23 protein-coding genes and 1 tRNA gene are annotated in these 25,098 nt (G+C 59.2%); 17 read left to right on the top strand and 7 right to left on the bottom strand.

The window, feature by feature from the left end; genetic code table 11:
* Positions 1–90: 90 nt before the first annotated feature.
* Complete coding sequence (locus B0B09_RS09075) at positions 91–1,473, bottom strand: aminotransferase family protein (RefSeq protein ID WP_076659286.1); 1,383 nt, start codon at positions 1,471–1,473, stop codon at positions 91–93.
* A 474-nt stretch (positions 1,474–1,947) separates the two neighbouring features.
* Here B0B09_RS09075 and B0B09_RS09070 point away from each other — a divergent pair, with 474 nt between their 5' ends.
* The 4 genes from B0B09_RS09070 (at position 1,948) to B0B09_RS09055 (ending at position 5,811) form a co-directional block, all read left to right on the top strand.
* Positions 1,948–2,955 carry a taurine ABC transporter substrate-binding protein gene (locus B0B09_RS09070; RefSeq protein ID WP_076659285.1) on the top strand — a complete coding sequence of 336 codons (1,008 nt, stop codon included), beginning with the start codon at positions 1,948–1,950 and terminating at the stop codon, positions 2,953–2,955.
* Positions 2,956–3,063: 108 nt separating this feature from the next.
* Complete coding sequence (locus B0B09_RS09065) at positions 3,064–3,867, top strand: taurine ABC transporter ATP-binding protein (RefSeq protein WP_076659284.1); 804 nt, start codon at positions 3,064–3,066, stop codon at positions 3,865–3,867.
* Positions 3,867–5,201, top strand: coding sequence for an ABC transporter permease (locus B0B09_RS09060; protein ID WP_110549931.1), 1,335 nt, complete (start codon positions 3,867–3,869; stop codon positions 5,199–5,201). The genes B0B09_RS09065 and B0B09_RS09060 overlap by 1 nt, the downstream gene beginning before the upstream one ends.
* 112 nt (positions 5,202–5,313) lie before the next feature.
* Entirely contained in the window at positions 5,314–5,811 is a 498-nt protein-coding gene (locus B0B09_RS09055; protein WP_242654368.1) for an NYN domain-containing protein, read from the top strand.
* On the opposite strand, the gene B0B09_RS09050 is transcribed toward B0B09_RS09055, so the two are convergent.
* The 3 genes from B0B09_RS09050 to uvrB form a co-directional block, all read right to left on the bottom strand.
* On the bottom strand, positions 5,785–6,249 hold the full coding sequence (locus B0B09_RS09050; protein WP_076659282.1) for a pyridoxamine 5'-phosphate oxidase family protein: 465 nt from the start codon (positions 6,247–6,249) through the stop codon (positions 5,785–5,787). The two genes, B0B09_RS09055 and B0B09_RS09050, sit on opposite strands and share 27 nt — an antisense overlap.
* The gene (locus B0B09_RS09045) at positions 6,249–6,677 is read right to left on the bottom strand and encodes an excinuclease ABC subunit B (protein ID WP_076659281.1); all 429 of its coding nucleotides are present in this window, start codon (positions 6,675–6,677) and stop codon (positions 6,249–6,251) included. Before B0B09_RS09045 ends, B0B09_RS09050 begins: the two co-directional genes overlap by 1 nt.
* Before the next feature lie 1,158 nt (positions 6,678–7,835).
* The gene (gene uvrB, locus B0B09_RS09040) at positions 7,836–10,043 is read right to left on the bottom strand and encodes an excinuclease ABC subunit UvrB (RefSeq protein ID WP_076659280.1); all 2,208 of its coding nucleotides are present in this window, start codon (positions 10,041–10,043) and stop codon (positions 7,836–7,838) included.
* Positions 10,044–10,281: 238 nt separating this feature from the next.
* Here uvrB and B0B09_RS09035 point away from each other — a divergent pair, with 238 nt between their 5' ends.
* The 7 genes from B0B09_RS09035 to B0B09_RS09005 all read left to right on the top strand — a co-directional run bounded on the left by B0B09_RS09035 (position 10,282) and on the right by B0B09_RS09005 (position 15,381).
* Positions 10,282–10,719, top strand: a complete 438-nt coding sequence (locus B0B09_RS09035; protein ID WP_131825019.1) for a DUF6636 domain-containing protein — start codon at positions 10,282–10,284, stop codon at positions 10,717–10,719.
* A 76-nt stretch (positions 10,720–10,795) separates the two neighbouring features.
* On the top strand, positions 10,796–12,031 hold the full coding sequence (locus B0B09_RS09030) for an aminopeptidase (protein ID WP_076659278.1): 1,236 nt from the start codon (positions 10,796–10,798) through the stop codon (positions 12,029–12,031).
* Between the two features lie 120 nt (positions 12,032–12,151).
* Positions 12,152–12,463, top strand: a complete 312-nt coding sequence (locus tag B0B09_RS09025) for an ETC complex I subunit (protein ID WP_055294137.1) — start codon at positions 12,152–12,154, stop codon at positions 12,461–12,463.
* A gap of 53 nt (positions 12,464–12,516) precedes the next feature.
* Positions 12,517–12,593, top strand: a tRNA-Arg gene (locus tag B0B09_RS09020).
* Between the two features lie 146 nt (positions 12,594–12,739).
* Entirely contained in the window at positions 12,740–13,396 is a 657-nt protein-coding gene (locus B0B09_RS09015) for a sugar transferase (protein WP_084190814.1), read from the top strand.
* A gap of 120 nt (positions 13,397–13,516) precedes the next feature.
* Positions 13,517–13,774: a spike base protein, RCAP_Rcc01079 family gene (locus B0B09_RS09010; RefSeq protein WP_055294139.1), complete on the top strand. Its 258-nt coding sequence runs from the start codon at positions 13,517–13,519 to the stop codon at positions 13,772–13,774.
* 2 nt (positions 13,775–13,776) lie between these two features.
* Positions 13,777–15,381: a hypothetical protein gene (locus B0B09_RS09005; RefSeq protein ID WP_076659277.1), complete on the top strand. Its 1,605-nt coding sequence runs from the start codon at positions 13,777–13,779 to the stop codon at positions 15,379–15,381.
* Between the two features lie 36 nt (positions 15,382–15,417).
* On the opposite strand, the gene B0B09_RS09000 is transcribed toward B0B09_RS09005, so the two are convergent.
* Positions 15,418–17,391, bottom strand: a complete 1,974-nt coding sequence (locus B0B09_RS09000; RefSeq protein WP_076659276.1) for a GumC family protein — start codon at positions 17,389–17,391, stop codon at positions 15,418–15,420.
* Between the two features lie 190 nt (positions 17,392–17,581).
* On the opposite strand from B0B09_RS09000, the gene B0B09_RS08995 reads away from it, so the two are divergent.
* The 6 genes from B0B09_RS08995 to B0B09_RS08970 are packed head-to-tail and all read left to right on the top strand — an operon-like array spanning position 17,582 to position 23,479.
* Positions 17,582–18,796 carry a lipopolysaccharide biosynthesis protein gene (locus B0B09_RS08995; RefSeq protein WP_084190767.1) on the top strand — a complete coding sequence of 405 codons (1,215 nt, stop codon included), beginning with the start codon at positions 17,582–17,584 and terminating at the stop codon, positions 18,794–18,796.
* Entirely contained in the window at positions 18,781–20,115 is a 1,335-nt protein-coding gene (locus B0B09_RS08990; protein ID WP_076659274.1) for an oligosaccharide repeat unit polymerase, read from the top strand. The genes B0B09_RS08995 and B0B09_RS08990 overlap by 16 nt, the downstream gene beginning before the upstream one ends.
* Positions 20,108–20,677 (top strand): acyltransferase, encoded by a 570-nt coding sequence (locus B0B09_RS08985; protein ID WP_076659273.1) that lies wholly within the window; start codon positions 20,108–20,110, stop codon positions 20,675–20,677. The genes B0B09_RS08990 and B0B09_RS08985 overlap by 8 nt, the downstream gene beginning before the upstream one ends.
* Positions 20,674–21,810, top strand: a complete 1,137-nt coding sequence (locus tag B0B09_RS08980; protein WP_076659272.1) for a glycosyltransferase — start codon at positions 20,674–20,676, stop codon at positions 21,808–21,810. Before B0B09_RS08985 ends, B0B09_RS08980 begins: the two co-directional genes overlap by 4 nt.
* On the top strand, positions 21,807–22,727 hold the full coding sequence (locus tag B0B09_RS08975; RefSeq protein ID WP_076659271.1) for a glycosyltransferase family 2 protein: 921 nt from the start codon (positions 21,807–21,809) through the stop codon (positions 22,725–22,727). Before B0B09_RS08980 ends, B0B09_RS08975 begins: the two co-directional genes overlap by 4 nt.
* Positions 22,724–23,479 carry a glycosyltransferase family 2 protein gene (locus B0B09_RS08970; RefSeq protein ID WP_055294154.1) on the top strand — a complete coding sequence of 252 codons (756 nt, stop codon included), beginning with the start codon at positions 22,724–22,726 and terminating at the stop codon, positions 23,477–23,479. Before B0B09_RS08975 ends, B0B09_RS08970 begins: the two co-directional genes overlap by 4 nt.
* Here the strand turns inward: B0B09_RS08970 and B0B09_RS08965 are convergent.
* Both B0B09_RS08965 and B0B09_RS08960 read right to left on the bottom strand, forming a co-directional pair.
* Positions 23,470–24,411, bottom strand: coding sequence for a phosphatidate cytidylyltransferase (locus tag B0B09_RS08965; protein WP_076659270.1), 942 nt, complete (start codon positions 24,409–24,411; stop codon positions 23,470–23,472). The genes B0B09_RS08970 and B0B09_RS08965 overlap by 10 nt on opposite strands.
* Entirely contained in the window at positions 24,408–25,049 is a 642-nt protein-coding gene (locus B0B09_RS08960) for a lysophospholipid acyltransferase family protein (protein ID WP_076659269.1), read from the bottom strand. The genes B0B09_RS08965 and B0B09_RS08960 overlap by 4 nt, the downstream gene beginning before the upstream one ends.
* Positions 25,050–25,098 lie beyond the last annotated feature (49 nt).

The raw sequence follows: 25,098 nt of genomic DNA, 5'->3' as shown, positions 1-25,098 counted from the left end.
TGGGCACGCTATGCTTTGCGACATACGCAACGTCCAAGACGCTTCAGGTGGGGTGGGTGCAGGAACAGACTGTCCCTGCACCGGATAATTTTAGCCCAGAACGCGGGTAATGGCCGCATCAACCGCAGAGGTGATGTGGTCCAGATCGTCAGCTGTCGCAATCAATGACGGAGCAAACACAAGCGTGTTGTTATAGCCCGGCACGGACCGGTTGGTCGCGCCGATAATCACGCCCTGCGCCATACAGTCGGCCACGATGGCGCCGACGTGCTTTTCCGACACAGGTTCTTTGGTCGCGCGGTCCTGCACCAGTTCGGCGCCCGCAAAGAGCCCCATGCCGCGCACATCGCCGATCCATTTGTGCTTTTCCATCAGCGCCTGAAGGTTGCCTTTCAGGTGCTCGCCCATGACGGCAGAGTTGCCACGCAGATCTTCTTCTTCGATGATCTTCATGTTTTCGATGGCGGCGGCAGGGCCGCCTGTGCAGCCCCCAAAGGTCGAGATATCGCGGAAGTAGCCCAGCGGATCGGTGTCGTCCTTGAACATGTCAAACACACGGTTCGTGGTCACACAGCATGAGATCGCGGCGTAACCTGAAGCTACGCCTTTTGCCATGGTCACGATGTCGGGCTGCACGCCGAACTGCTGATAGCCGAACCATGTGCCGGTGCGGCCAATGCCGCAGACCACTTCGTCGATGTGGAGCAGAATATCGTATTTCTTGCAGATTTCCTGCACTCGGTCCCAATAGCCTTTGGGTGGCACGATGATACCGCCGCCCGCAGTGATCGGCTCAAGGCAAAGCGCGCCAATGGTGTCGGCACCTTCTGCAAGGATCACATCCTCGATCGCCTGTGCAGCCTTTGCGCCATATTCCTCGCCCACGCTTCCATCCTGTGAGCGGTACTCAAGGCAGTGTGGCACGCGCACAAAGCCGGGTGCGAAAGGGCCGTACTGCGCGTTGCGCTCGTCCTGTCCGCCAGCGGACATCGTTGCCAAGGTCGAGCCGTGGTAGTCGCGTTCGCGGTAGAGGATTTTCTGCTTCTTGCCGCCATAGTGCTTGTGGCTGATCTGACGGACCATCTTGAAGGCTTTCTCGTTCGCCTCCGAGCCGGAGTTCGCATAATAGACCCGGTCCAGCCCGGGCATTTTGTCGATCAGCATCTCGGCAAATTGTGCGCCGGGGATTGTGCCCAGCGAGCCGCCGAAGAAGCACATCTTGGTCACAGCGTCCGAGATCGCTTTGCCGATCCGTTCGCGTCCGTAGCCTACGTTCACCGTCCAGACACCGCCGGACACCGCATCGACATGTTCTTTGCCCTTGATGTCCCACAGGCGCAGGCCCTTGCCTTCTACGATGATGCGCGGATCAATCGTCTCGTATTGCTTGTGCTGGCTGAGGTGGTGCCACACATGCGCCCGGTCGGCCTCAATGACGGTTCCGGGATCATTTGCGAAGTTCAGCGTATCCATATCCGATGCTCCAAAAGAATGCGGGTAAGGGCGGGACGAATCCACACTCGTCCCTGCCTCTCATGTCCAGAGTGTGCCTATAGGCTGTGCAATCTCAATAGGGCCAGTTCGGACGCTTAGTTATGGCCAAAATAGGGATGTTGTTGGCCTGATCTGACTGTAAATCCTACCTAACATTATGAAATACAGGCAATAAGTTGCCTTATCCGCCCCAGTCCAAACAACATGCCTGTGAAAAATAGCATGAATCCATCATTGACGTGCGCCTTTGAATTTCTTTCGCTGGGAACCGACTTGCTGCCTAATTGAGCACGCGATCAGGCACGAGGCGAAACGGATGGCAGATGGCCATCAGAAAACCGGCTGGGGGTGATGAGACTTGGAACAGATGTCTATTCATGTTCAGCTAACTTAAGGCGGGCAAACCGCCAAATGATCGATCCTTAGCCAAGGGTCGCAACACGGGAGACTGAAATGACAATGAAGAAAGCACTTATGGGCGCTGCTGCCAGTGTCGCACTGATGACAGGTGCCTCGCAGGCTTTTGCGGCCGGACACGGTGAAATTACTGTTGGTTATTTTCTCGAATGGCCGATGCCATTCCAGTACGCCAAGGTAAATGGCACCTACGATGAAGAGATGGGCGTGACGGTAAACTGGGTCAGCTTTGACAGCGGCACAGCGATGTCGGCGGCCATGGCATCGGGCGACGTACAGATTTCCGTCAGCCAGGGTGTGCCACCTTTCGTTGTTGCCACATCTGCCGGTCAGGACCTGCAAATTCTGGACGTGGCTGTGTCCTATGCCGAGAACGACAACTGCGTCGTGTCCTCCGGTCTGGAAATTGACAAGGACAGCGCGGACGAACTGGCGGGTAAAACTGTTGCAGTGCCACTTGGCACGGCGGCCCACTATGGCTTCTTGCGCCAGATGGATCACTTCGGTGTCGATCTTGCATCGCTGAATGTGGTTGACATGGCGCCTGCCGAAGGTGCCGCAGCTTTGGCCCAAGGTCAGGTTGATATGTCCTGCGGTTGGGGCGGTGCGCTGCGCCGCATGAAAGAGCACGGCAACGTCCTGCTGACCGGTGCCGAGAAAGAAGAATTGGGCATTCTGGTATTCGACGTCACATCCGCACCTGCCGGTTTTGTTGCAGAGAACCCCGACCTTGTTGCAAAGTTCCTGAAAGTGACCGCCGATGCGAACAGCGCATGGAACGACGGCTCTGGTGTTGAGGCGATGCTGCCTGTGATCGCGCAGGACGCTGGCATGGATGAGGCCGCGACTGCTGAAACAATGGCGACATTCGTCTTCCCCGACGTGTCAACACAGCTTTCCGGCGCATGGCTTGGCGGTGCAGCACCTTCCTTCATGAAGGGTGTGGCAGACGTCTTCGTCGAATCCGGTTCGATCCCTGCTGCGCTGGACAGCTATGAAGGCGCGATCAATATCGGCCCGCTGACGGCCGCGGACGGTATGTAAGTTAGAGTCTGGCGCGGGTCGTCCCCGCGCCAGACGACCGTCTTTTCTCGTGACAAGCGCTGCCCGCGTATCGGGTAGGGTTTCTCAAGGGAAACAACGGGATAAGCCATGTCAGGGTTACAAATAGATAAGCTGTCGATGCGGTTCGACCTACCGAACGGGTCATCTGTACAGGCATTGAAAGACGTCTCTCTTGATCTCAAGGCGGGTGAGTTGCTGTCGGTTCTGGGACCATCAGGTTGCGGCAAGACGACACTCCTCAACATCGTGGCGGGTTTTCTGGCCCCGACCGAGGGCACAATCACGCTGAACGGTCACAAGGTTACCGGCCCTGCCGCCGAACGCGGCATGGTGTTCCAGCAGGGCGCGCTTTTTGAGTGGATGAGCGTGCGTGAAAACGTGGGCTTTGGTCCGTCAATGAAAGGGATGCCCAAGGCCGAAAAAGCGAAGATTGTTGACCATCTGCTCGACGTTGTGGGCTTGCAGGATTTCAAGGAAAAGGCGGTTTATGAGCTTTCAGGCGGGATGCAACAGCGGGTTGCGCTGGCGCGTTGCCTTGCCAATGAACCTGATGTGATCCTGATGGACGAACCGCTGGGCGCGCTTGACGCGTTGACGCGCGAAAAGATGCAGGGTCTGGTTCTGAAGCTGTGGAAAGAGACCGGCAAGACGATCATCCTGATCACTCACTCGGTGGAAGAGGCGCTTTTGCTGGGCGAACGCCTGATCGTCATGGCGCCGCGTCCGGGCCGTATTCACACCGAATACCGTCTCCCCTTTGCCGAAATGGGTGTGGGTCAGGACCTACGCGAGGTCAAGAAACATCCCAAATTCGCCGAAACCCGTGAGGAAATTCTGGGCATGATCTGGGACATGGAAGAAGAAATCATGGGTCGGACGGAGGACGCATAATGGAATTGCTAGGAAACCTCTGGGGCGAATTCTGGGCGGTTCTGACAACGCTCTTTGCTGCTGCACCCTATATCATCGGTTATGTCCTGATCATTCTGTTGATGATGGTGATCTGGAACGGCGTAAAGCGGTTGCTGACGCCCAAACATGACTACAGCTCGCTCAAGACTGTCACCTTCGGGGATGAAAGCGCGGTCACGTCAAACACGGTCGCTTCTGTTGTTTCGATCGTGCTGATCTTTATCTTGTGGGGCGCCTTTACCGGCTCGAAGCTCTTGCCCGGGTTCATGCATGCACCGGGCCCGTTTCAGGGGGATGGATCGTTTGAATATACGATCACGACGCCTGCAGGGGACAGCGACACAGCCACGGTCAGCGTTGTTGTGCACCCTACAGGTGAAGACGTGGCCGCACCCGAGGTCGCGCCGGGCGATGGCATCGCCAAGAACGACGCAATTGCAATCCCTGTTTATCGCAGTGAATTGCTGCGTGTGGACCGCAATGACGAAATGGGCCGCGATGAAGAGACGTTTATTACCGCCGTAGATGGCCAAGCAATTGCGCCGGGCGGCAGTGTCGCGGTCGGTTTTGGTACCGTCGCAATGTCGGACAAAGGGACGCTGAACATCATACCCGCCACCGGCATGCAGATGGAACCCATCTGGCTGCCATCGCCCGAAGCGGTCTGGAGCAGGCTGGGTGAAATCGCGACCGTGGGCTATCGCAATTCAACATTGGCCGAACATCTGGGCTATTCGCTTTTCCGCGTGATCGTCGGTTTCCTGTTGGGCGCGCTTGTGGGAATTCCGCTGGGCTATGCCATGGGCCTGTCCAACTGGTTCCGCGGCTGGTTTGACCCGATTGTCGAATTCATGCGCCCTGTGCCACCGCTTGCATTGATCCCGCTTGTGATCATCTGGGCGGGGATCGGGGAAGTGGGCAAGATTATCCTGCTGTTTCTTGCGGCGCTCTGGATCATGGCGATCGCGGCGCGGTCTGGTGTGTCTGGGGTGCGAATTTCCAAGGTCCATGCGGCCTATTCGCTGGGCGCATCGAAGTGGCAGATCATGCGCTATGTGATCATACCGAACTCGTTGCCCGAAATCTTTACTGGTGCACGCGTTGCCATGGGTGTCTGCTGGGGCACTGTTGTGGCGGCAGAACTGGTTGCGGCGGAAAAGGGTGCTGGCATGATGATCATGGTGGCCTCGAAATTCCAGAGCACGGACATCGTGCTGATGGGGATTATCCTGATCGGCATCATCGGGTTCAGCATTGATATGTTGATGCGGCAGGCCGAAAAATGGCTGGTGCCCTGGAAGGGCAAGGGTTGAATCTGCCAATTCATTGACAACCTGAACGACAGGGGCGAGGGTAGAGATCCCTCGCCCTTACTTCATTCACGCTATGGCAGCTTCTGACCTTCTCTTACTTGCGCCCGCTTTGTTGGGTTTTGTTATTTTGCTGTGGGCGCGGTTGCTGCGCACGCCACCGGTCCCTCTTGCGCCCCAAGATACGCTGCCGCCAAACGCCATTCTGGTGGATGGCTCGAACGTAATGCATTGGGGGCCTGAACCGTCGGCCAAAATTCTGGCCCAAGTGCTGCGCAGCCTTGAACGCGCAGGCCATACGCCGATTGTGTTTTTCGATGCCAGTGTGGGCTATGTCCTTGATGATCATTACTATAGCGAGGCGAAACTGGCCCCGCTTTTGGGTGTCCCGCAGGAGCATATTTGCGTTGTCAACAGAGGGGTGATTGCGGATGTGTCGATCCTGTCGATGGCTACGGATCACGGTTTGCGTGTTGTCAGCAATGACAAATATCGCGATTGGCGGGTCCAGTTTCCGCATGCCGCGAAGAAGGGTGTTCTGCTTGATGGCACATGGCGCGAAGGCACTGTTGTCTGGCGGGGGAAACTAAACGCGCAGGTCGCCCGCGCCTAGGGTGAACGCCTTGCCGAAACCGCCGTTGAGATGCGCCTCGGAGACCGCCAGTGCATACAGCCTGAAGTCGCTGAAATCATAGTATAGTTTCGCTTTGGGAATGGCCGCCAGCCACGTCGCCTTAAAGGCGGATTTATCAACCTCGTGGGCCGTGCACATCAATGTCATGCGCGAATGTGTAAGCGGATCACCTTTCGCGCCCGGCTCACCGATCAGCGCAGCACAGGCGGGGTTCTTGGCAAGCGCCTTTGTATGCAGTGACAGCGTCGAGACCAGCGTCAGAAGCGCGCCTTCGTGCCAGAGCATCGCCGTGCGGGCGACATAGGGTGCGCCGCTGTCGGGATGGGTGACGGCGAGGGCGGCGAAGCGGGTGTTTTGCAACAGGTTTTGGGCCAGTGCGCGGGCGCTATCGTCGGTCGGGTTGATCGGGTCGGTCATTAGGCAAGGTTGGCGGCGGGGCAGTTGCGAAAGGCGGTCATGGCGGGGCCAATCCCGTCCAGATCAAAGCCGACGGTCGTGTCACCCAGTATGGCGTAGGCGCGGGCGTTAAACTCTAACCCGTCCAGAACATTGCCAAACCCACGGTCTTTCACGGTGATGCTGCGGCCATCGGGGCTGACGCTATGGCGGTCAGTCTGGATGCTGATCGGACGGTCATTGGCAAAGGCCATGCCAAAGACCGGATCACCGGCCCAGCGCCCTTGGGGCAGGGTCACGGTGACGGCATATTCCGTGATTGCAGGGTCGTAGGTGACGGTGATTTCACCTGCCGCTTGCGTGTCCGTCAGGGTGCAGATCGGGGAGGCCGAAAACTCCCACGCGGCGGCGGGGGAAGCGAGGAGGAGGAAGGCGAGAGCGGTGCGCATGAGGGAAATGTAGGCGGCGCGCGGCGGTGGGCAAGGCCGCGGCGACGCAACGCGCGGTGGGGGCAGGCGTTGAGGTCCCTGATCAGGTCAGGGGCTGCGTGTTTGTGGGGTTGCACAACATAGGGCAGCGGCCGACCTGGTGGACGCTTCGGAGGGGTGTTTGGCGGTGTGTGGTCGCAGCACGTCTGAGGGGGATGCAGATTGCGACGTTGCAAAAGCGGCCTCCGGGGGGAGGTCGGCCGCTGCCCGGCGATGCCGGGCGGGGTTTTGGGTGCCTTGAAGTCCCAGATCAAGTCCGGGACTGCATGGGGGTAGGGTGGGTGAAACCCACCGATGTAGCGGCGCGTGGGTTTCACCCACTCTACGGCTTCGTCGCGCCTCAAGCCAGCAACGAATTTGACATCATGAAAACGAAAAGATCATCTTTGATACCAGTGTCTCGGACAGATGAACCTAACTGCGGTCTTATCTTCAAACTTGCTCCTAAAAGAACACAGTCCTTTAGATTGTAACTTATCTCTCTGGCGTCCGGCGCGTGCACCACTTGGAAGATTGCTTTTCCAACTTGAAAGACAATTTTAGACGACCTGCTCCATAGTTTTTTGGCAGATGTTTGATCACCGGCTATTATTTGGTGGGTGGAAGGTATCGAAAACCAAAACTGCTTATTTGTGGACGGAACGTAAAATACTGCCGTATCCGTCGGAAGATGATCGCGAACCCTGTGAAGATTTCCACCTATTTCTTTCGGTAGCGCGCCCACATTCGGTTGTAGATACTCTGACAATGTGAATGCTGTCTTTACACACCAAATAGCCAGCTTTTCACGATCTCTTATCGTTGTGCTAGAACCTCGAGACAAAACTATGAGATCATTCTTTACGTCGTTCTCAAGAGTTGACATCCATCCATTATTGCAACTCGCGCAAACATTCCCCAACAAAAATGAATTTAGGGCTAGCCTCCGGTGGGGTTCAGGTGGCGTCAATTGAAGTGAATTTCCATCCTCGCGTGCCATCTCTAAATGAGAGAACGAAATTGGATGTTTTTTGGCGTCTTTATCTTCTAGAAGCCATTTCGGGAATATGTGCTCTCTAGTTCCTCTTTGCGGATGGTTTGAGGCAGAAACCAAATTGGCGCAGCAGAATAGGCACTTTTTCACCGCTTCCCCCCATACCTGCTTTTCCCGCCACGCATCCCACCACGCCCGCCAGTACTCCGACCTGACGCCTTCTGCGCGTCGTCGACGGCTTTATCCACGGCCTGTTGCCGTGCCAGTGGGTCGTCCGAGATCGTGAGTTCGACGGTTTCCAGCCGTTTCACTTCGTCCCGCAGGCGCGCGGCCTCTTCGAATTCGAGGTTTTCGGCGGCTTTGCGCATGTCGGTCCGCAGACCGTCAAGCACGGCCTGCAAATTCGCACCCGCCATCGGTTTGTCGACCTTGGCGGTGACGCGGTTCATGTCGACGTCGCCTTTGTAGAGGCCCGCCAGAATATCCTCGACGTTCTTTTTGACCGTCATCGGGGTGATGCCATGCTCTTCGTTATAGGCGAGTTGTTTGGCGCGGCGGCGTTCGGTTTCCTTCATCGCGCGTTCCATCGAACCGGTGATCCGGTCGGCGTACATGATCACACGGCCCTCGGCGTTGCGCGCGGCGCGGCCGATGGTCTGGACAAGGGATGTTTCCGAGCGCAGGAAGCCTTCTTTATCCGCATCCAGGATCGCCACCAGCCCACATTCAGGGATATCGAGCCCCTCGCGCAGCAGGTTGATCCCGATCAGCACGTCAAAGGCCCCAAGCCGCAGGTCGCGCAGGATTTCGATCCGTTCGATCGTGTCGATATCCGAGTGCATATAGCGCACACGGATGCCCTGTTCGTGCATGTATTCGGTCAGGTCCTCGGCCATGCGTTTGGTCAGGGTTGTGACCAGCGTGCGGTAGCCGTCTGCGGCGACTTTGCGGACCTCGTCCAGCAGGTCGTCAACCTGCATATCCACGGGGCGAATTTCGATCTGTGGATCAATCAGGCCTGTGGGGCGGATGATCTGCTCGGTGAAGACACCGCCGGTCTGTTCCAGCTCCCACGCGGCGGGCGTGGCCGAGACGAAGACCGATTGCGGGCGCATGGCGTCCCATTCCTCGAATTTCAGGGGCCGGTTATCCATGCAGGAGGGCAGGCGGAAACCATGTTCGGCCAGCGTGAATTTGCGCCGGTAGTCACCCTTGTACATGCCGCCGATCTGCGGGACCGAGACGTGGCTTTCGTCGGCAAAGACGATGGCGTTGTCGGGGATGAATTCGAACAGCGTTGGGGGCGGCTCACCCGGTGCACGGCCTGTCAGGTAGCGCGAATAGTTCTCGATGCCGTTGCAAACGCCTGTCGCCTCGAGCATCTCCAGATCAAAGTTTGTGCGCTGTTCCAGCCGCTGCGCCTCGAGCAGTTTGCCGTCAGCAACCAGTTGGTCGAGCCGCATGCGCAGCTCTTTTTTGATCCCGATGATGGCCTGCTGCATTGTGGGCTTTGGCGTCACATAGTGCGAATTGGCGTAGATGCGCACCTTGTCGAAGCTGCCCGTTTTCTCGCCCGTCAGCGGGTCGAATTCGGTGATGGATTCCAGCTCTTCGCCAAAGAACGAGAGTTTCCATGCACGGTCATCCAAGTGGGCAGGCCAAATTTCGAGGCTGTCGCCGCGCACGCGGAAGGTGCCGCGCTGGAAGGCGGCATCGTTGCGGCGGTATTGCTGGGCGATCAGGTCGGCGATGATCTGGCGCTGGTCATAATCGTTGCCCGCGTGGATATCCTGCGTCATGGCCCCATAGGTTTCGACCGACCCGATACCGTAGATGCACGACACAGAGGCCACGATGATCACATCGTCGCGTTCCAGCAGCGCGCGGGTGGCCGAGTGGCGCATCCGGTCGATCTGTTCGTTGATCTGGCTTTCTTTCTCGATATAGGTGTCCGAGCGGGCGACATAAGCCTCGGGCTGGTAGTAGTCGTAGTAGGACACGAAATACTCGACGGCGTTATCAGGAAAGAAGCCTTTGAATTCACCATAAAGCTGCGCTGCGAGAGTTTTGTTGGGCGCAAGGATGATCGCGGGGCGTTGGGTCTCTTCAATCATTTTGGCCATGGTGAAGGTTTTGCCGGTACCCGTTGCGCCCAAAAGCACCTGATCGCGTTCACCGTTCATGATCCCCTCGGAGAGTTCCTTGATCGCGGTGGGCTGGTCGCCAGCCGGTTCAAACTCGGTTTTCAGCACGAATTGCTTGCCGCCTTCCAGCTTTTCGCGGGTTTTGACGTCGGGGGCGGGATTGGCGAGGAATTGTTCTATCTCGCGTTTATCGGTCTGGGCGTAGGCCATTGGGATCGGTCCTTTGGGGTTGCCCTATAGTTGATGTGTTTGAGGTGGGGTTCAAGGGTGGCTGCTGACAGGACGTGTCAGGAGTAACCTGTCGCGTGGGTGCCACGTGTCTGTTGCAGCTTTCGCGATCGCAACAGAGGTGATGATCCGTGCAGCACTGTTTCCAATACGCCCCCTCACTTTTGGTCGCATGAGTGTGAGTTTTGACTCGCCCAATGATCGTGTTAACTCTTTCGAAGTGAAGAGTAGTGTATTGTCATTCCCTCTAAGCCGCTGTGTCTCGGCGGTGGTGCTTGCTGTTTGCGGCGGCATTGGCGCGGTGCATGCTGATATTGCTTTCCAGTCTCCCTCCGGGAATATCCGCTGTGAAATGACCCGCGGTGCGCCGCTGGCTGTACGGTGTGATCTGGGTGTGGATGTCCAGAGCTATACCGATCGTCCGGCGTCCTGTGAGGGCGATTGGGGGACAACCTTTGGTGTCGATCAGACGGGGCGTGGCCGTCTAGTTTGTGTGACAGAGCCGGATCGCCTGCCAGAGCCGTCTAATGTGCTGCCATACGGACGCCGCGCAATACTGGATGGTATCACTTGCCAGTCAGAGCTCTCGGGTGTGACCTGCACCAATCTTGAAGGCGGCGGTTTTGAAGTGCGCCGGGCCGCGCAGCGGGTCTTTTGACGCTTGGCGCTGATGCGCAGTTGGTTGACCTTGGCGCGTCACGCAATAGTGTCAGCGCAAACAATCGAGGTGCCCCATGTCCGACTATATTGATCCCGTCAAACTTGACCGTCTTGCCGAAGTGGCGGTGCGCACAGGTGTGAACCTGCAACCAGGGCAGGATCTGGTCATTACAGCACCCATGGCCGCCCTTGATCTGGTGCGTCGGATTACGGTCCATGCCTATAAGGCAGGGGCAGGGATTGTGACGCCTTTTTTCAACGATGATGCGATCACCTTGGCGCGCTATGAACATGCGCCCGATGAAAGCTTTGATCGGGCGCCGAACTGGTTTTTTGAGGGGATGGCGGCTGCGTTCAAAGGCGGGGCTGCGCGGATGGCGATCACCGGCGATGACCCGATGCTCCTGGCGGGCCAGGACCCTGCCAAGGTGGCACGGCTGAGCAAGGCAACGTCGCTTGCCGCCAAACCCGCGATGGGGCCGATTGTCGGGTTCGAGGTAAACTGGAATATCGTGGCCTACCCGGGTGCTGCATGGGCGGCAAAGGTGTTTCCCGATCTGCCGGTGGAAGAGGCACAGGGCAAGTTGATGGACGCGATTTATGCGGCCTCGCGTTTGGAGGGCGATGATCCTGTGGCGAATTGGGCGGCGCATACCGCCACCCTGAAAGAGCGGGTGAACTGGCTGAATGACCAGAACTTTTCGGCGCTGCACTATACGGGGCCGGGTACGGATCTGATGTTGGGGCTGGCCGAGGGGCATATCTGGAAAGGCGGTGCGTCGCCTGCGCTGAATGGTGTGACCTGTCAGCCGAATATTCCCACTGAAGAGGTCTTTACCTGCCCGCATGCCTATAAGGTCGATGGCACGGTGGCCGCGACCAAGCCGCTGGCGCATCAGGGGTCTGTCATCGAGGATATCGCCGTGCGCTTCGAGGCGGGGCGGATTGTCGAGGCGACCGCCAGCAAGGGCGAAGATGTGTTGCAGTCGCTGCTCAAAACTGATGATGGTGCAAGCCGGATCGGCGAGGTGGCCTTGGTGCCGCATTCCAGCCCCATCAGCCAGTCAGGAACACTGTTCTACAACACGCTCTTTGATGAGAACGCGTCGTGCCATATCGCGCTGGGCCAGTGCTATGCCGATACGATTGAAGGCGGATCAGAGTTGTCGCCTGAAGAATTGAAGCAGAAGGGCGGCAACCAGAGCATTATCCACGTTGACTGGATGATGGGGTCGGATGCGGTGGATATTGACGGGATTACCAAGACAGGTGCGCGCGTGCCGGTGATGCGGGGTGGTGAGTGGGCGTAAGCGGCCAGAATTTTCAAAAATTCTGGGCCAAAATCTTGGAAGATTTTGGTGTGTGATGCGGCAAATGCTTGCGTCATCACGACAGTTTGCACATATAGAGACCAGCCAAGGGAGACCGCGATGCGCGCACGAATCTATAAGCCAGCAAAGACAGCCATGTCGTCAGGCACGGCCAAGACCAAGCATTGGGTTCTGGAACATGTGGCCGAAACGGCGCGTGAGGTTGATCCGCTGATGGGCTGGACCTCGTCTTCGGATACGCAGGCGCAGGTCAAGCTGGAATTCGACAGCAAAGAGGCGGCTTTGGAATACGCGCGCGAACATGGCATCGATGCGGTTGTCCGCGAGCCCAAGCCGCGCAAAGCGAATATCCGCCCCGGAGGATATGGCGAGAATTTCGCCACCAATCGTCGTGGGGCTTGGACGCATTAGCGCCTCTTGGGGCTTGCCAAAGCCCTGCATCACGCGCGATACCCAATACACGCGGTCCGATAGCTCAATTGGATAGAGCAGCTGACTTCTAATCAGCAGGTTGAGGGTTCGATTCCTTCTCGGATCGCCATTTGCACAGGGTAGGCCGACCTGCTTAGGACCGTTTTTTCGGGTCAAGTTTAACCTTAATCACTCTTTAACGTTCTTCGTGAAAGCTGTTGGCAGCGAAGGACATTGTCTGACGTGTCTGTCGGGTTTGTGAGAGTGCAATCAGCAATGTTTGATTTTCAGGAGGATATCCTAGATGTGACCACTCGGTCTGTCTTGGAAGACGTTCACTTACCTTCGCGCCAGATGCATTGGTCCAAACGGGTCTTTGATATCGCTTTGTCCGCGTTATTGCTGCCTGTCTTGGCGACGATTGCCGCGGGCTTGCTGGTGTTCAACCCTCTGTTCAATCGCGGGTCTTTGATGCATCGGCAGTTGCGCATGGGATATGCGGGTCAGCCGTTCATGGCCTATAAGTTCCGCTCAATGCGTCATGTCGTAACGCAAACACGGGGCGCTTTTGACCGCTTGGAGGAAGATCGCATTTCCAAGCTCGGGGCACTATTGCGCAAATGCCGGATTGATGAACTGCCCCAAATCCTGAATGTCTTGCGCGGAGAGATGAGCCTGATCGGCCCGCGTCCCGACCTTTTTGATCACGCGCTCGCCTATCAACAACAGGTGCCCGGCTACGCCGCACGTCATCAGGTCATGCCGGGGATCAGCGGTCTTGCGCAAACCGAGATCGGCTATGTGGACGGCATGAAGGGAATCAGGCGTAAGGTTGCGGCTGACCACTACTACATCGCGCATGCCAGCCTGCGTTTTGATCTGTGGATCGCGTGGCGCACGCTGTGTGTGATTGCACGACGCAAGGGGCGCTAGGGTTAGGACATATCTGGGGCAGACGCTGAAGGTGTTGCGTGGTCCTACGGACGCTCATCGAGGCGATTGGTAAGTTTAGGTTCTTAAGCATTGAGGTTCATTCCTAACTGGAGACCGAGAATGCCTGATCCTTTTGACACCGATTATGTGAACCTGACCTCGCCAGCCGTCGCGCACTATGTAATCGCACCTTCTGATGTTTCGGACTTGCCGGTGCGGCCGCGTGCGCTCTACGTCAATACGGCAGGCACTGTCGCCTTACAGGATGCCGCCGGAGAGATCGTTGCCTATAATCTGGCGGCAGGGACTGTGCTATCAATCCGGCCTGCCCGCGTCCTGGCCTCCGGAACCACGGCGCAACTGGTGGCGTGGTACTGAGCATGATTGGTTTAGAGCTTTCGCCGGCTGCGGTATCGGGCCTTGTGCCCGCACCGCAGCCGATGGCTGCGTTCTTTGCCCATGGCGGGGGCCGGTCTGTCGCTCTTGCGCCCGGTTTTGAGGATGGTCTGACCATCTGGACCGAAGTGGGACCCCATCATGCGGCCCGTCTGCGTCTGGACCAGACGGATCCGACAATGCGGATGTCATGGCGTGAAACGCAACTGGTTGAACTGCGCAATGTCTATCCTGTGGGCCGCATGACCCTGGCGGGCAGTTGGTCGCAATTGCAGACCTCGGGGTCGGGGTTCGCGGCCAGCTATACCGGCAATCGCGCGATCAGCACCGGGTCAACCGGCGCCAGTGCCACCGTGCAGGTGGACAGGGAGGCGCGCTATGACATGTGGATCAACTATACCGGTCGCACCAGTGGCGGCTACGTGAAGGTCGAGATTGATGGTGCGCAGACGCTGGTGAATGAAATCACCGATCCTGCCGGTTTGGGCTTTAAGGCCTTTTCGAGCTATTCCGCGACCGATCTGACCCGTCGCCAGTCGATCAAGGTGGCGAGTGGCCTGACGGGCGAACACACTGTCACCCTGAGCTTTGGTGGTGCCGCCACGCCCGGTGGCGGGGCGATCATGATTGAGGCCGTGGCGATCACGGGTGCCTTGGCCGACCCGCATATCCTGCCGCCGCTTTGGACGCCGGACACGGCCTATGCGATGGGGGACGAGGTGCAATTCGGCGGGATGTATTATGCCGCCCGTGCCAATGGTATCAGCGGCACAGCGGGCCCGACCCACATGAGCGGGATCGCCTCGGACGGGGCGCTGGATTGGCGGGTGGACAGCCGCCCGACCTATCCGAGCTTTGCCATCATCGATTATGCGTCCGAGCGCGAATATGCCGCGCGTCTTGATGTCGGTGACAGTGTCGTGGAGGTGGGTGGACAGACCCATGGCCGTGATACGCTGGATGCACGGTCGATCACACTTGATGGTGTGCCCTGGGTGCCTGCGACCACGGGCAACGGCCTGAGCGTGGGACGCCGGATCGCGATGGTCGAGACCTCGACATGGCAAGGTGGCGGCAGCGGTCCACTGGCGTCCTGCCAGACCAGCCGCGCGATCACAGCCGGTGCGATCCACCACACTGTGCAGGTCGCTGTCACCGCCGCCAGTTTTGATGTGGAATGGTTCTATGCCGGCATGTTGCCCTTTGTCCGCTGGGAAGGCGAAACAGCGGCGACGGTGATCGAGACCCTGACGGCGGAAAACGGAACGGTCGTCAGCCCTGCGGATTATGCGGGCCAGACGGATGATCTGGTGGCCTTTCCCGCCACCGGCAAGCTGGGTTTGACGGGTGTCACAGCCGTGGGCAGTTTTGTTTATGGCCATGAGGCGGGCGCACTTTCGGTGGCGGGCAACAGGCTTGATGCGTTTGATGCGTTCGTCTTGCCAAATATCGAAGGCCGGACCGCCAGCGGATCAATTGATTGGCCCGCAAAGGCCTATATCAGTGCAAATGTGGATGGCGGGTTGACCCTGCAAGAGGGCGATACTTTGCAGTTTTACAACCGGCATGTGATCTCGGTGATGCCGTAAAGATTGGGGCCGCCGCGTGCGGCCCTTTTTCTGACCCTAGAGCGTTTGCGCCGCATGGAGCGCGGATAGGCAAGGATCGTTGGACCATTGCCGCATCCTGCGCAGGTTGATGTGTGACAGGACAAGCCCTGTGGCCGGATGCCCGATATCCCGAAGTGCCTCAAGGCCGCGTTGCACCATGTCGCGCGGGGTCTTTGACCAGCGGACCGCATAGATGATCGCATCGGACTGGCGCGCAAATAGCAGCGCCTCGGGAGCGGCCATCACAGGTGGTGCGTCAATGATGATATGGTCATAGCTCTTGCGCAGGCTGTCCAGCTTGAGCGTCAACGCGTCGGGCAAAAGCGGCGCATGGCGGTCTGTCATATCGGGGATCACCAAAACATCGGCCCCGAGATTTTCGCAGTGGGTTGCCAGTGCGCCGTGCGTCCAGCTGTGTTGCGCGGCAAGAAAGGGACCTGCGCCAAGCAAGGATTGCAAGAGTGGATCGCACGTATCTGCGCCGATCAGGACCACCCGCTTGCCCGACATCCCAAGAGTCCGCGCCAAAAGGAGCGCATGGTGCGTTTTGCCTTCGCCGGCTGTGCTCGACGTTGACAGGATCACCTTTGCGCTACTGCCTTGCTGGGTCAGCGCCAGCGCTGTGTGCAACCTGCGGCCCGCTTGCGAAAGTCCTGTCTGGGGTCGTGTGGCCAAGGCGCGCCCACCTTTGTTGAAATCGCGCAAGGCGCGGCGCGAGAACTGTGCCAGAACCGGCAGGCCGGTGGCATCGTGCAGGCTGCTGGCGTCAATGAAACCCTTGCGTGTCATGTGCCGGATGACGACCGCGAAAATGCCCAGCATGGTGCCCAAAACGGTTGCGATTGTCAGAAGCAGCATCTTTTGCGGTCCTGCATATGCGCCTTCGGTGGCTGGTGTGATCCGCAAGCCTGCGGCGGTGCCCAGTCCCTGTTGCATCCGGTTTTCCTGCAGTTGCGCCAGATAGCTTTGATAAACCAGGCGCGTGGCTTCGGTTTGAAGTGCAATCTGTTGCAGGGCTGCATGCCCTTCCGACTGTACGGAAAGCTGTGCGCTGCGCCGGTCTTTGAGTGCGGCAATTTCGTTAATTTTCTCACGCAGTTGCGCGATTTCGGCTGTGTTGCGCGCGCTTCCGCTGTCGGGCGCGACTTCAAGCGCGCGCAGCGCGTTGCGTGCTTCGCTCAGGTCCTGATCTGCGGCAAGCACCTGTGCCGTCAGCGCATCCAATGCAATGTCACCCTGAATTTGCGCCGAGGCGATAATCGCGGCAGCCTGCGCGTCTTGCTGCGCGAGTTCGGCGCGCAGATCAGTGACGCGCGCTTGCAGTAGGGCCTCCGTTGTGACCTGTTTTTGTCTTTGCGCTGCTTCCATATGGGTCAGGTAAAGCGCCGCCGTCGTGTTGGCGAGCGTTACCGCTTTGTCCGCGTCGTGGCTCTGTGCTGTGATGTGCAGAATATAGGTGTCGGCCTGGCGGGTGACCGTGAGTGCGCGGCGCAGGTTCTGGATCGTCTTGTCCAGAATGGCGGCTTCATCGGGGGGCTGTTCTGTCGTGCCGGCCAGCCAGTGCCGCAGCTGCGTGCGCAAGGCATTGGGCGAAAAGGGTTTTGTCGGCGTAAGGTATCGGTTGAATTCGGGGTCTGCCAGCAGATCCAGCGCCGCGACGACACGTGTAAGCACCGGGTCCGAGGTAACAAGGGCGGCGGCGGTGTTCAGTGCCGTTTCATCGCGGTCCTGCGGGGCGGCCATGCCGGACGTTGCATCATCGGTACCGCCAAGGTGGGATGTTGCCACAGCCGTGTACTGGGGCTGGGCCATCCGGAATGCATAGTATCCGGTCACGCCCGTTGTGAAGAGAAGCACACAAAGGACCAGCCATTTGCCGTGCCACAGGACGCGCAACATGGCCGCGACATCCAGCGGGGTGATCCGGTCAAAGGTGTCGCGGTACCCGTCATACGGGTCCGGTCTGGCGGCGTCGTTGCGCTGTGTCATTGCAGTCCAGGTCTGGGTTTCTGTCCGGGTTCGTCCCCGCAAAACACCACAAAGGAGTTAACCTTTAATTAATCACAATGAATGAGGACTAAAGCTGCGCCTTCTTTGGTTAACGGCGCTTAGCAACGGTTTTCGTGTGATGCCAGTATCGGGATTAGCAAGGTTGGCAGGCCAAGGCGCCACAGGGTCGATGGGCCTGAGGATAGGCATCGTTGGTGTCAATTTCCTTGTCATGCTGGGCCTTGCCGCTTGGCTGGGGCTTGAGACCTTCGGCAGGCTGGCAGCATTTTGGGGGGCCGGGCTTGTCGCGGGCACGCTGGTGTCGCTGGGTGGTCCTGTGATCTTGCTGCGGGTGCTGACAGACGGGGGGGGGCTGCGCGCGTTAGATATTTTTTGGGTCGCTGTGCTTTATCCGGTAATACTCGCTCTGGTTGCTTGGGGTTGCGGGGCGCTGATCTGGCCTGCCATGCCATGGCTGGCCATCATGAGTGTCGGTTTTTGCGTCAATCTGCTTGGCTGTCTTGCCAGCATCATGCGGGCGCTGGGCAGTGTGCATCTGTCAATGGCCTTGCGCGATGCGGGGCCGCAGGTGGCGCTTGGTGTCGCCGGGCTTGTGCTGCCCGAGACAGGCGTTGCAGCCATCCTTTTGCTGTGTGCGCTGGTGATGGCGGGTTTCGCCACGGTTGGCGTGCTTTGGGCGATCCCGAGAATGCAAGGGACGCATGTTCTGGCGCGGCGGTACCGGCCCTATCTGAGCCTGTCGCTCTGGGCGACATCGGTCACGGGTATGGTCGTGGCGCAGATTGATCTGATTGTCGGCGGCGCGGTGATTTCCGGTGAGGCTTTGGGCGTTTATGCCTTGCTGCGCCGTGTCGCGAACCTTGTGGCGCTGCCTGTCAGTGTGGCGACATGGGTCAGCGGGCCTGCGGTGTCGGCGGCAAAGGGTGCCGGTGACATGGCCGCCCTTGCCCGTGCAAGCGCGCAGGGCAGCCAGATTGCGATGTTACCCGGGCTTGCGCTGTTTGGCATGGCGCTTTTTTTGGTGTTGCCGGTCTTGCCTGCCATGTTTCCGCAAACCGCTGGGGCAGCGCTGTCCATGATCTTTGTCGTCCTGTTGCTTGGGGCGTTGGGGCAGGTGATGCTGGCATCAAGCTTCACTGTCGCAACGCTGTGTGGATTGCAGCGGTCTGCACTGGCCGCGCGGCTGTTGATGACAGGGCTTTATCTGGCGTGGTTTGCGTGGTGGGGCGCTGAGTTGACTGCGCTGACCAATGCGCTGGGCTATGTCGGCGCATTGTCACTGGGCGGTCTTGCCCTGTGGTGGGCGGTCTGGCGGAAACTGGGCATTGATACATCGGCCATGGCGTTGTGGCTGGCAAAGGAGGGGCAGTGGAGAACCTCCTGATCATCCTCTTGGCGCTGACGTGCACCATCGTCCCGTTCTGGATGGGGGAACGCTACGGGCTGGTGCGTCTTGTCTCGCCGATGCATTTGCTGGCCTATTTCTGCGCCTTCGGGTTCCTGATCAAGGTTGCGGTTTATAGTGTTGATCCTGACTTGGCCTTCTACACCAGATTCATCGATACAGCAGGGGCGATGCTGCGCGGGGCGGGCTATCTGGCGGCCTTTGTGATGCTGATGTGTCTTGGCTATCGCCTGGCGCTGCGGCCCTGTGATCCGCGATTGGCGATCCGCGAGGCGCGTCTGATCGCGGGCGGTTTGGCGCGTCAGGGATGGCTGTTTGTTGCGGCTTTCGCTGTGGCGGGTCTGACCTTTGCGCTGATCCTGCAAGCCCGTGGTATGTCGCTCTTTTCCACTGATCTTTTGACGGCGTTCAATCAGGACAAGCAGATCAATGTGAACCGCGACGGTGTGGGCGCAACGCTTGCAGGGATCAAGATGCTGTTTGTCGTGCCCAAATGCGCCTTTGTGATGCTTCTGGCGCAGGGGCTGGTGCTGCGTGCGCCGTGGCTCATGTTGCAGGCAGGTGTTCTGGCGCTTTTGCTGGTGATGATTGCGCTGGTCTCGGGGGACCGCTTTGAACTGGTCGAGTTGCTGGTTTTCGCCTGCGCGACCTATCTCATTGTGGTGAGCTTTCTAGGGCTGCGGTCGGTACTCTGGATGATCGGCGGAGCGGTCGGCGTGTTCACTATGGCTGCCTATATGACCGCGCTGCGCGGTGTTGATGCGGGCCTGTGGGAACAGATCGTCAGATCCACCTATTTTCTGGATATCAATGCCGCCGTCATGGTCACTGATCAGGTCGGGCCGGAGACCTATCTGCTCGGCGAAAGCTATGGCTGGTGGACCTTCGGCTGGGTGCCGCGGGCGCTGTGGCTGGACAAACCTGCGATTGATCTGGGCGTCTTTTTCAAACGCGACGTGATGGGTGTGATGACGGGCGGGGCCTTTAACGTCACTGGTCCCGGCGAGGCGTTTATGAATTTCGGCTGGGCGGGGGCCTTTGTCGGGTTTGTGCTGGGCTGGGTGTATCGGCGCGCCGAGGTGGTCTTGCTTGCACCGCGTCACTGCCTGCGCTTTGGCGCGTTCTATCTTTATCCCCTTCTGCTTTACCCTTTCGTGCAGGCCACGCTGCATTCATCGTTCAGCGGATTTATCGTTGCTGCGGTTGTACAGGCCGTGCTGATCATGGCGATGATTGTGGTCTTCGTGCCACGTTTGCGCGCGCGCCCTGTCAGGTCCGCGGGGGTGGCACATGTTTAGGGCGCTGTTCTGGGTCCTACGCATCGCGGCCGCTTTGATGCGCCGCGCGGGCGCGGTGCTGGCGACAAGGCTGCACCGTGCCAGCCTTGCGAAAACCGGTGCCGGAACGCGGTTTCAGACGGGGGTGCGGTTCGACAGCCCTGCGCAGGTTGAACTGGGTGCGGACTGCTATTTCTGGCGCGGTGTCGGGGTATCGGGCAGGGGCGCGCATGCCTGCCTGCGGGTCGGGGACCGCGTGCAGGTCAACCAGTTTGCCCATCTGGACATAGAGGGCGGGCTGACCATCCACGATGATGTGATGGTGTCCGAACACGCCCTGATTTTCACCCATGATCACGGGCTTGATCCGCATAGTCTGGCCCGTCCTGCACCCAAGGTCATTGGTGCCGGCGTCTGGATTGGCGCGCGTGCAGTGATCCTGCCGTCCTGTGCGCAGATCGGGGCGGATGCGGTCATCGGTGCTGGCGCGATTGTCACCCGGAACGTGCCAGCCGGGGCCGTCGTGGCAGGTAATCCGGCGCGCATCATCGGCCAGCGCAGCACCAAGGAGGTTGCCGCATGAAGATTCTACACATCGTTCCCGCGTTCTATCCAGCCACCTATTGGGGCGGTCCGATCTGGTCCACCAAGGCGATTTGTGACGGGGTTTCCGCCTTGGATGGCGTCCAGTTGCGGGTCCTGACGGCTGATGCGGCAGGCCCTGCCATTGCAGATCGGGTGGTGCCGGTGCCATTGGCTTATACTGTGCATTATGCGCGGCGCTTGGCGGGACATTGCATCGCGCCGGGACTTTTGGCGCGGATGCCTGCGGCGATCCACTGGGCGGATGTCGTGCATGTGACAGGCACCTACAACATGCCGACTTTGCCAGCTTTTGTATTGGCGCGTGCGATGGGCAAGCCTGTGGTCTGGTCGCCCCGTGGCGGATTGCAGGCCACGGCGGATTGGCCGGACGCTCCCAAGCGGCGCATCAAACACGGGTTCGAGCATCTGGCCCACCTGCTGCGCCCCAAGGGGGCTGTTTTGCATGTCACCTCGGCGCAGGAAGCGTCGCATGGCACGGCCCGATTGGGGCAGATTGCCCGCGCCATTATTCCCAATGCGGTGGATGTTCCTGCGGAATTGTCGCCCCGCCGCCCGCGTGACGGGCAGTGCCGTTTGCTCTTTCTCAGCCGCCTGCACCCCAAGAAGGGTGTTGAGGCGCTTTTCGCGGCGATGACGCGCCTGCCACCCCACTTCACGTTAGATATTTACGGGACGGGAGATGCCGAATATGTGCGCATGTTGCAGATGCGTGCGAACCTGTCGGCGGGCCGTATCCGGCTGCATGGGCATGTTGACGGTGCGGCCAAGGCGGCGGCCTTTGCGCAGGCCGATCTCTTTGTGCTGCCGTCACATTCGGAAAACTTCGGGATCGTCGTGGCCGAGGCGCTGGCCCACGGTGTGCCGGTGCTGACGACCCAGAACACGCCTTGGCAAGACCTTGCACGGCACGGCTGCGGCCGCTGCATTGACCTGCCGCGCAGTAATCTGGAGGCCGAGATATTGGCCTTGCCAGCGCAGGATCTCGTGCAGATGGGCGCACGGGGCCGCGCGTGGATGCGTCGCGACTTCTCAACCGCAGCGATGGTGGATGCTTTTGCCGATCTGTATCGCGGGCTGGCGCAGGATGCCTTTGACGGGGTGATGGCATGACACAGCTGACAGTGATCATTCTGACCTGTAACGAGGCGATACACATCGCCCGCGCCATTCTGTCGGTCCGTGATGTGGCGGACCGCATCTTGGTGGTCGATAGCGGCTCCACTGACGGCACTGTGCAGATCGCTGCACGTCACGGTGCCAAGGTGCTGCGGCATGGTTGGGTCAACCACGCGGTCCAATTCAACTGGGCGCTGGACCAGATCACGGACACACCGGGGTGGGTGCTGCGACTGGATGCGGACGAGGTGATGACCCAGACCCTTGCCGATGAGATCAGGGCGGGCCTGCCTGAAGATGTGGACGGGTATTACATCGGGCGCGGGATCAAATTCATGGGCCAGCTTGTCAGGCATGGCGGCATTTGCCGGACGCCTACGCTGCGCCTGTTCCGCAACGGACGCGGGCGGTGCGAGGCGCTGTGGATGGATGAGCATATCGTGGTCTCCGGTCCGACCGGACATTTGCGCGGTCAGGTGATTGATGACAACCGCCATCCGCTGGACTGGTGGGTGCAGAAACACAACGGCTATGCCAGTCGCGAGGTTGTGGATGTTCTGAACGCGGAGTTCGGGTTTCTGCCCTGTGCCGGCGTCCTGCCCGGGCATGGCCGCGCAGCCGCCAAACGCTGGGTGAAACTGCACATTTACGCCCGTTTGCCTGCGGGTCTGCGGGCGGGAGGTTATTTCTTTTACCGCTACGTCCTGCGGTTGGGGTTTCTCGATGGCAGGCGGGCGCGGTCCTTTCATGTGTTGCAGGGGTTCTGGTACCGCTATCTGGTCGACGCAAAGCTGGCCGAGGTCCGCCGCTACATGGCGACCAATGGTGCATCACCTGTCACGGCGATCAAGGATGTTCTGGGCATTGACGTGATTGTGCCCGTACCCGCAAAGAAGGTCTTGGTCGCATGAGGATTTCAGTCGTAACCGCAGTAATGAACGGCTGCGCGACCTTGCCTGCGATGCTGGAAAGCCTTTCGGCCCAAGGGCATCTGGATGTCGAGCATATCGTGCAGGATGGTGGATCGACCGACGGGACGCTTGCCTATTTGCAGGCGCATGGACACCGCAACATGATGCTGGAGTCCTGCCCTGACACCGGCATTTATGATGCGATCAATCATGGCATCCAGCGCACGACAGGTGAAGTGATCGGGCTCTTGCATGCGGACGATCAGCTGGTGGACGCAGATGTGTTTGCATGGGTTGCCAAGGCCTTGGAGGACCCTGCGATTGATGGCGTCTACGGTGACCTGCAATATGTTGCCCGCAATGATCCTAGCCGTGTGATCCGGCATTGGAAAGCGGGGGCCTATTCGGCGGCCTTGCTGCGGCGCGGGTGGATGCCGCCGCATCCGACGCTTTATCTGCGGCGCGAGGTCTTTATACGCGCGGGGCTCTACGACACGAGTTTTCGCATCGCGGGGGATTATGACGGGATGCTGCGGTTCCTGACCCAAGGACAGGTGCGGCTGGCCTACATACCCAAGGTGATGGTGCGCATGAAGATGGGCGGTGCAAGCAATAAATCCTTTGCCCATATGATCCGCAAAAGCCGCGAGGACTACCGCGCGATCCGCCGTCACGGGGTGGGCGGGATCAGGACATTGGTCGCCAAGAACCTGTCCAAGCTGCCGCAGTTCATCAGTCGGGGTCAGGTGTAGAAAAACTTGGTCAGCTGATAGAAAATCGGCGCCGCGAAGATCACGCTGTCGAGTTGATCGACAAATCCGCCTTGTCCGGGGATCAGGTGCGACCAGTCTTTCACACCGCGGTCGCGCTTGATTGCGGTGACCACGAGGTTGCCGAACATGCCGACAAGCGACGCAATGCCCGCCATAAGTGCCGCGCCCCACAGGCCGAAAGGTGTGATCCAGCTGAGCATTGCGCCGATGACCATGGCGCTGAGCACACCGCAGACCAGCCCTTCCCATGTTTTGGGTGACAGGCCGGGGGCGATCTTGGTGCGGCCGATCCGGCGACCAAAGAAGAAATCCAGCAGGTCTCCGAATTGTACGACCATCACGAGGAAAGCGATCAGCAGCACAGAGCGGTCGCCATATCCGGCAATGTCGAGTGACATCAGCGCGGGCACGTGGCTCACACAAAAGACCGCGATCATCAGTGCCCATTGGGTTTCCGCGACGCGCACAAGAAAGCGTTGCGGATTGCCCCGCAAGGCCGAGATCATGGGCAGGAAAAGAAAGGCGTAGACGGGGATGAACACAGTATAAAGGCCGGTCCAGCCGAAGCCGACAAAGATATATTGCAGGGGCAGAACCGCAAAGAAGGCCAGCGCCAGCGACAGGTGATCGGCCTGTGTTTTGGTTGTCAGCGTCAGAAATTCGCGCAGGGCGGCAAATGAGGCGAAGGCAAACAGCGTCATGATCCCCGGTTTGCCCAGCAAGAGTGCAGCACCAATGAATGCGACCATGCCCCACCAGCTTTGAACGCGGGTCATATAGGTGTCGAGCATCGGGTTGGCGTCATGGACAGGCTGGCGTGCGCGCAGGATTTCACCCAGCACCGTGAGGGCAATCAGGATGCCAAAACTGCCAAAGGCCAAGAGAAGGATATCCGCTGTTGTGCTGGTCATTGGCGGGCCTCGGGACGTTGGGCCAAGAGCGCCTCGGAGGCACGTTTCAGGAAGTCGTCCTTACTCTCGCCCTCACGCACATGGATCGGTTCACCAAAGGTGACGGTGCAGATCAGGGGCAGGGGGATCACCTCGCCTTTGGGCATGATTTCGGTCAGGTTGGCGACCCAGGTGGGCACCAGATCGACATCCGGTCGCGCGACGCCCATGTTGTAAAGCCCCGCCTTGAAGGGCAGCAACGGGTCTTCGGTCATGTTGCGGTTGCCTTCGGGAAAGATGATCAGGGATGATCCTTCGTCAAGCGCCGCGATGATCTTGTCCATCGGTTTGTCCTGCACCTCGGGGCGGCGATCCACGAGGACGCAGTTGAAGACTTCCGGGCCGACAAAGGCGCGCAATTTGTTTTTCAGCCAGTAATCGGCGGCAGCAACGGGGCGCACCGTGCGGCGCATTGCGGGCGGCAGCACCGACCAGATCATCGGCATGTCGGCATTGCTGGTGTGGTTGGCGAAATAGACGCGCTGGCGCGGGACGGGTTCGATGCCCTTCCACTCGGCCCGCACGGCAGTGATCGCGCGGGCGAAGATGCGGATGGACTGGCCAACGATACGTGCTGCGAACTGGCGTAAGAATTTCATGGATTTGACTTTGGCGCAGGGCTTGCGTTTTGAAAAGAGGAAAGCCCTG

The sequence above is a fragment of the Yoonia rosea genome, assembly GCF_900156505.1.
GTDB classification, from domain to species: domain Bacteria; phylum Pseudomonadota; class Alphaproteobacteria; order Rhodobacterales; family Rhodobacteraceae; genus Yoonia; species Yoonia rosea.
Note: the sequence above shows the minus strand (reverse complement) of the source record. Positions and strands in the feature narration are given on the sequence as shown.

Bases quoted from the DNA above. Each gene is read 5' to 3' on its own strand.
- B0B09_RS09070 (WP_076659285.1), top strand. From the start codon at position 1,948: ATGACAATGAAGAAAGCACTTATGGGCGCTGCTGCCAGTGTCGCACTG.
- B0B09_RS09075 (WP_076659286.1), bottom strand. From the start codon at position 1,473: ATGGATACGCTGAACTTCGCAAATGATCCCGGAACCGTCATTGAGGCC.
- B0B09_RS08970 (WP_055294154.1), top strand. From the start codon at position 22,724: ATGAGGATTTCAGTCGTAACCGCAGTAATGAACGGCTGCGCGACCTTG.
- B0B09_RS09005 (WP_076659277.1), top strand. From the start codon at position 13,777: ATGATTGGTTTAGAGCTTTCGCCGGCTGCGGTATCGGGCCTTGTGCCC.
- B0B09_RS09000 (WP_076659276.1), bottom strand. From the start codon at position 17,391: ATGACACAGCGCAACGACGCCGCCAGACCGGACCCGTATGACGGGTAC.
- B0B09_RS09045 (WP_076659281.1), bottom strand. From the start codon at position 6,677: ATGCGCACCGCTCTCGCCTTCCTCCTCCTCGCTTCCCCCGCCGCCGCG.
- uvrB (WP_076659280.1), bottom strand. From the start codon at position 10,043: ATGGCCTACGCCCAGACCGATAAACGCGAGATAGAACAATTCCTCGCC.
- B0B09_RS09010 (WP_055294139.1), top strand. From the start codon at position 13,517: ATGCCTGATCCTTTTGACACCGATTATGTGAACCTGACCTCGCCAGCC.
- B0B09_RS09065 (WP_076659284.1), top strand. From the start codon at position 3,064: ATGTCAGGGTTACAAATAGATAAGCTGTCGATGCGGTTCGACCTACCG.
- B0B09_RS08960 (WP_076659269.1), bottom strand. From the start codon at position 25,049: ATGAAATTCTTACGCCAGTTCGCAGCACGTATCGTTGGCCAGTCCATC.
- B0B09_RS09030 (WP_076659278.1), top strand. From the start codon at position 10,796: ATGTCCGACTATATTGATCCCGTCAAACTTGACCGTCTTGCCGAAGTG.
- B0B09_RS08985 (WP_076659273.1), top strand. From the start codon at position 20,108: ATGTTTAGGGCGCTGTTCTGGGTCCTACGCATCGCGGCCGCTTTGATG.
- B0B09_RS08995 (WP_084190767.1), top strand. From the start codon at position 17,582: ATGGGCCTGAGGATAGGCATCGTTGGTGTCAATTTCCTTGTCATGCTG.
- B0B09_RS09060 (WP_110549931.1), top strand. From the start codon at position 3,867: ATGGAATTGCTAGGAAACCTCTGGGGCGAATTCTGGGCGGTTCTGACA.
- B0B09_RS09050 (WP_076659282.1), bottom strand. From the start codon at position 6,249: ATGACCGACCCGATCAACCCGACCGACGATAGCGCCCGCGCACTGGCC.
- B0B09_RS08965 (WP_076659270.1), bottom strand. From the start codon at position 24,411: ATGACCAGCACAACAGCGGATATCCTTCTCTTGGCCTTTGGCAGTTTT.
- B0B09_RS08980 (WP_076659272.1), top strand. From the start codon at position 20,674: ATGAAGATTCTACACATCGTTCCCGCGTTCTATCCAGCCACCTATTGG.
- B0B09_RS09015 (WP_084190814.1), top strand. From the start codon at position 12,740: ATGTTTGATTTTCAGGAGGATATCCTAGATGTGACCACTCGGTCTGTC.
- B0B09_RS09025 (WP_055294137.1), top strand. From the start codon at position 12,152: ATGCGCGCACGAATCTATAAGCCAGCAAAGACAGCCATGTCGTCAGGC.
- B0B09_RS08975 (WP_076659271.1), top strand. From the start codon at position 21,807: ATGACACAGCTGACAGTGATCATTCTGACCTGTAACGAGGCGATACAC.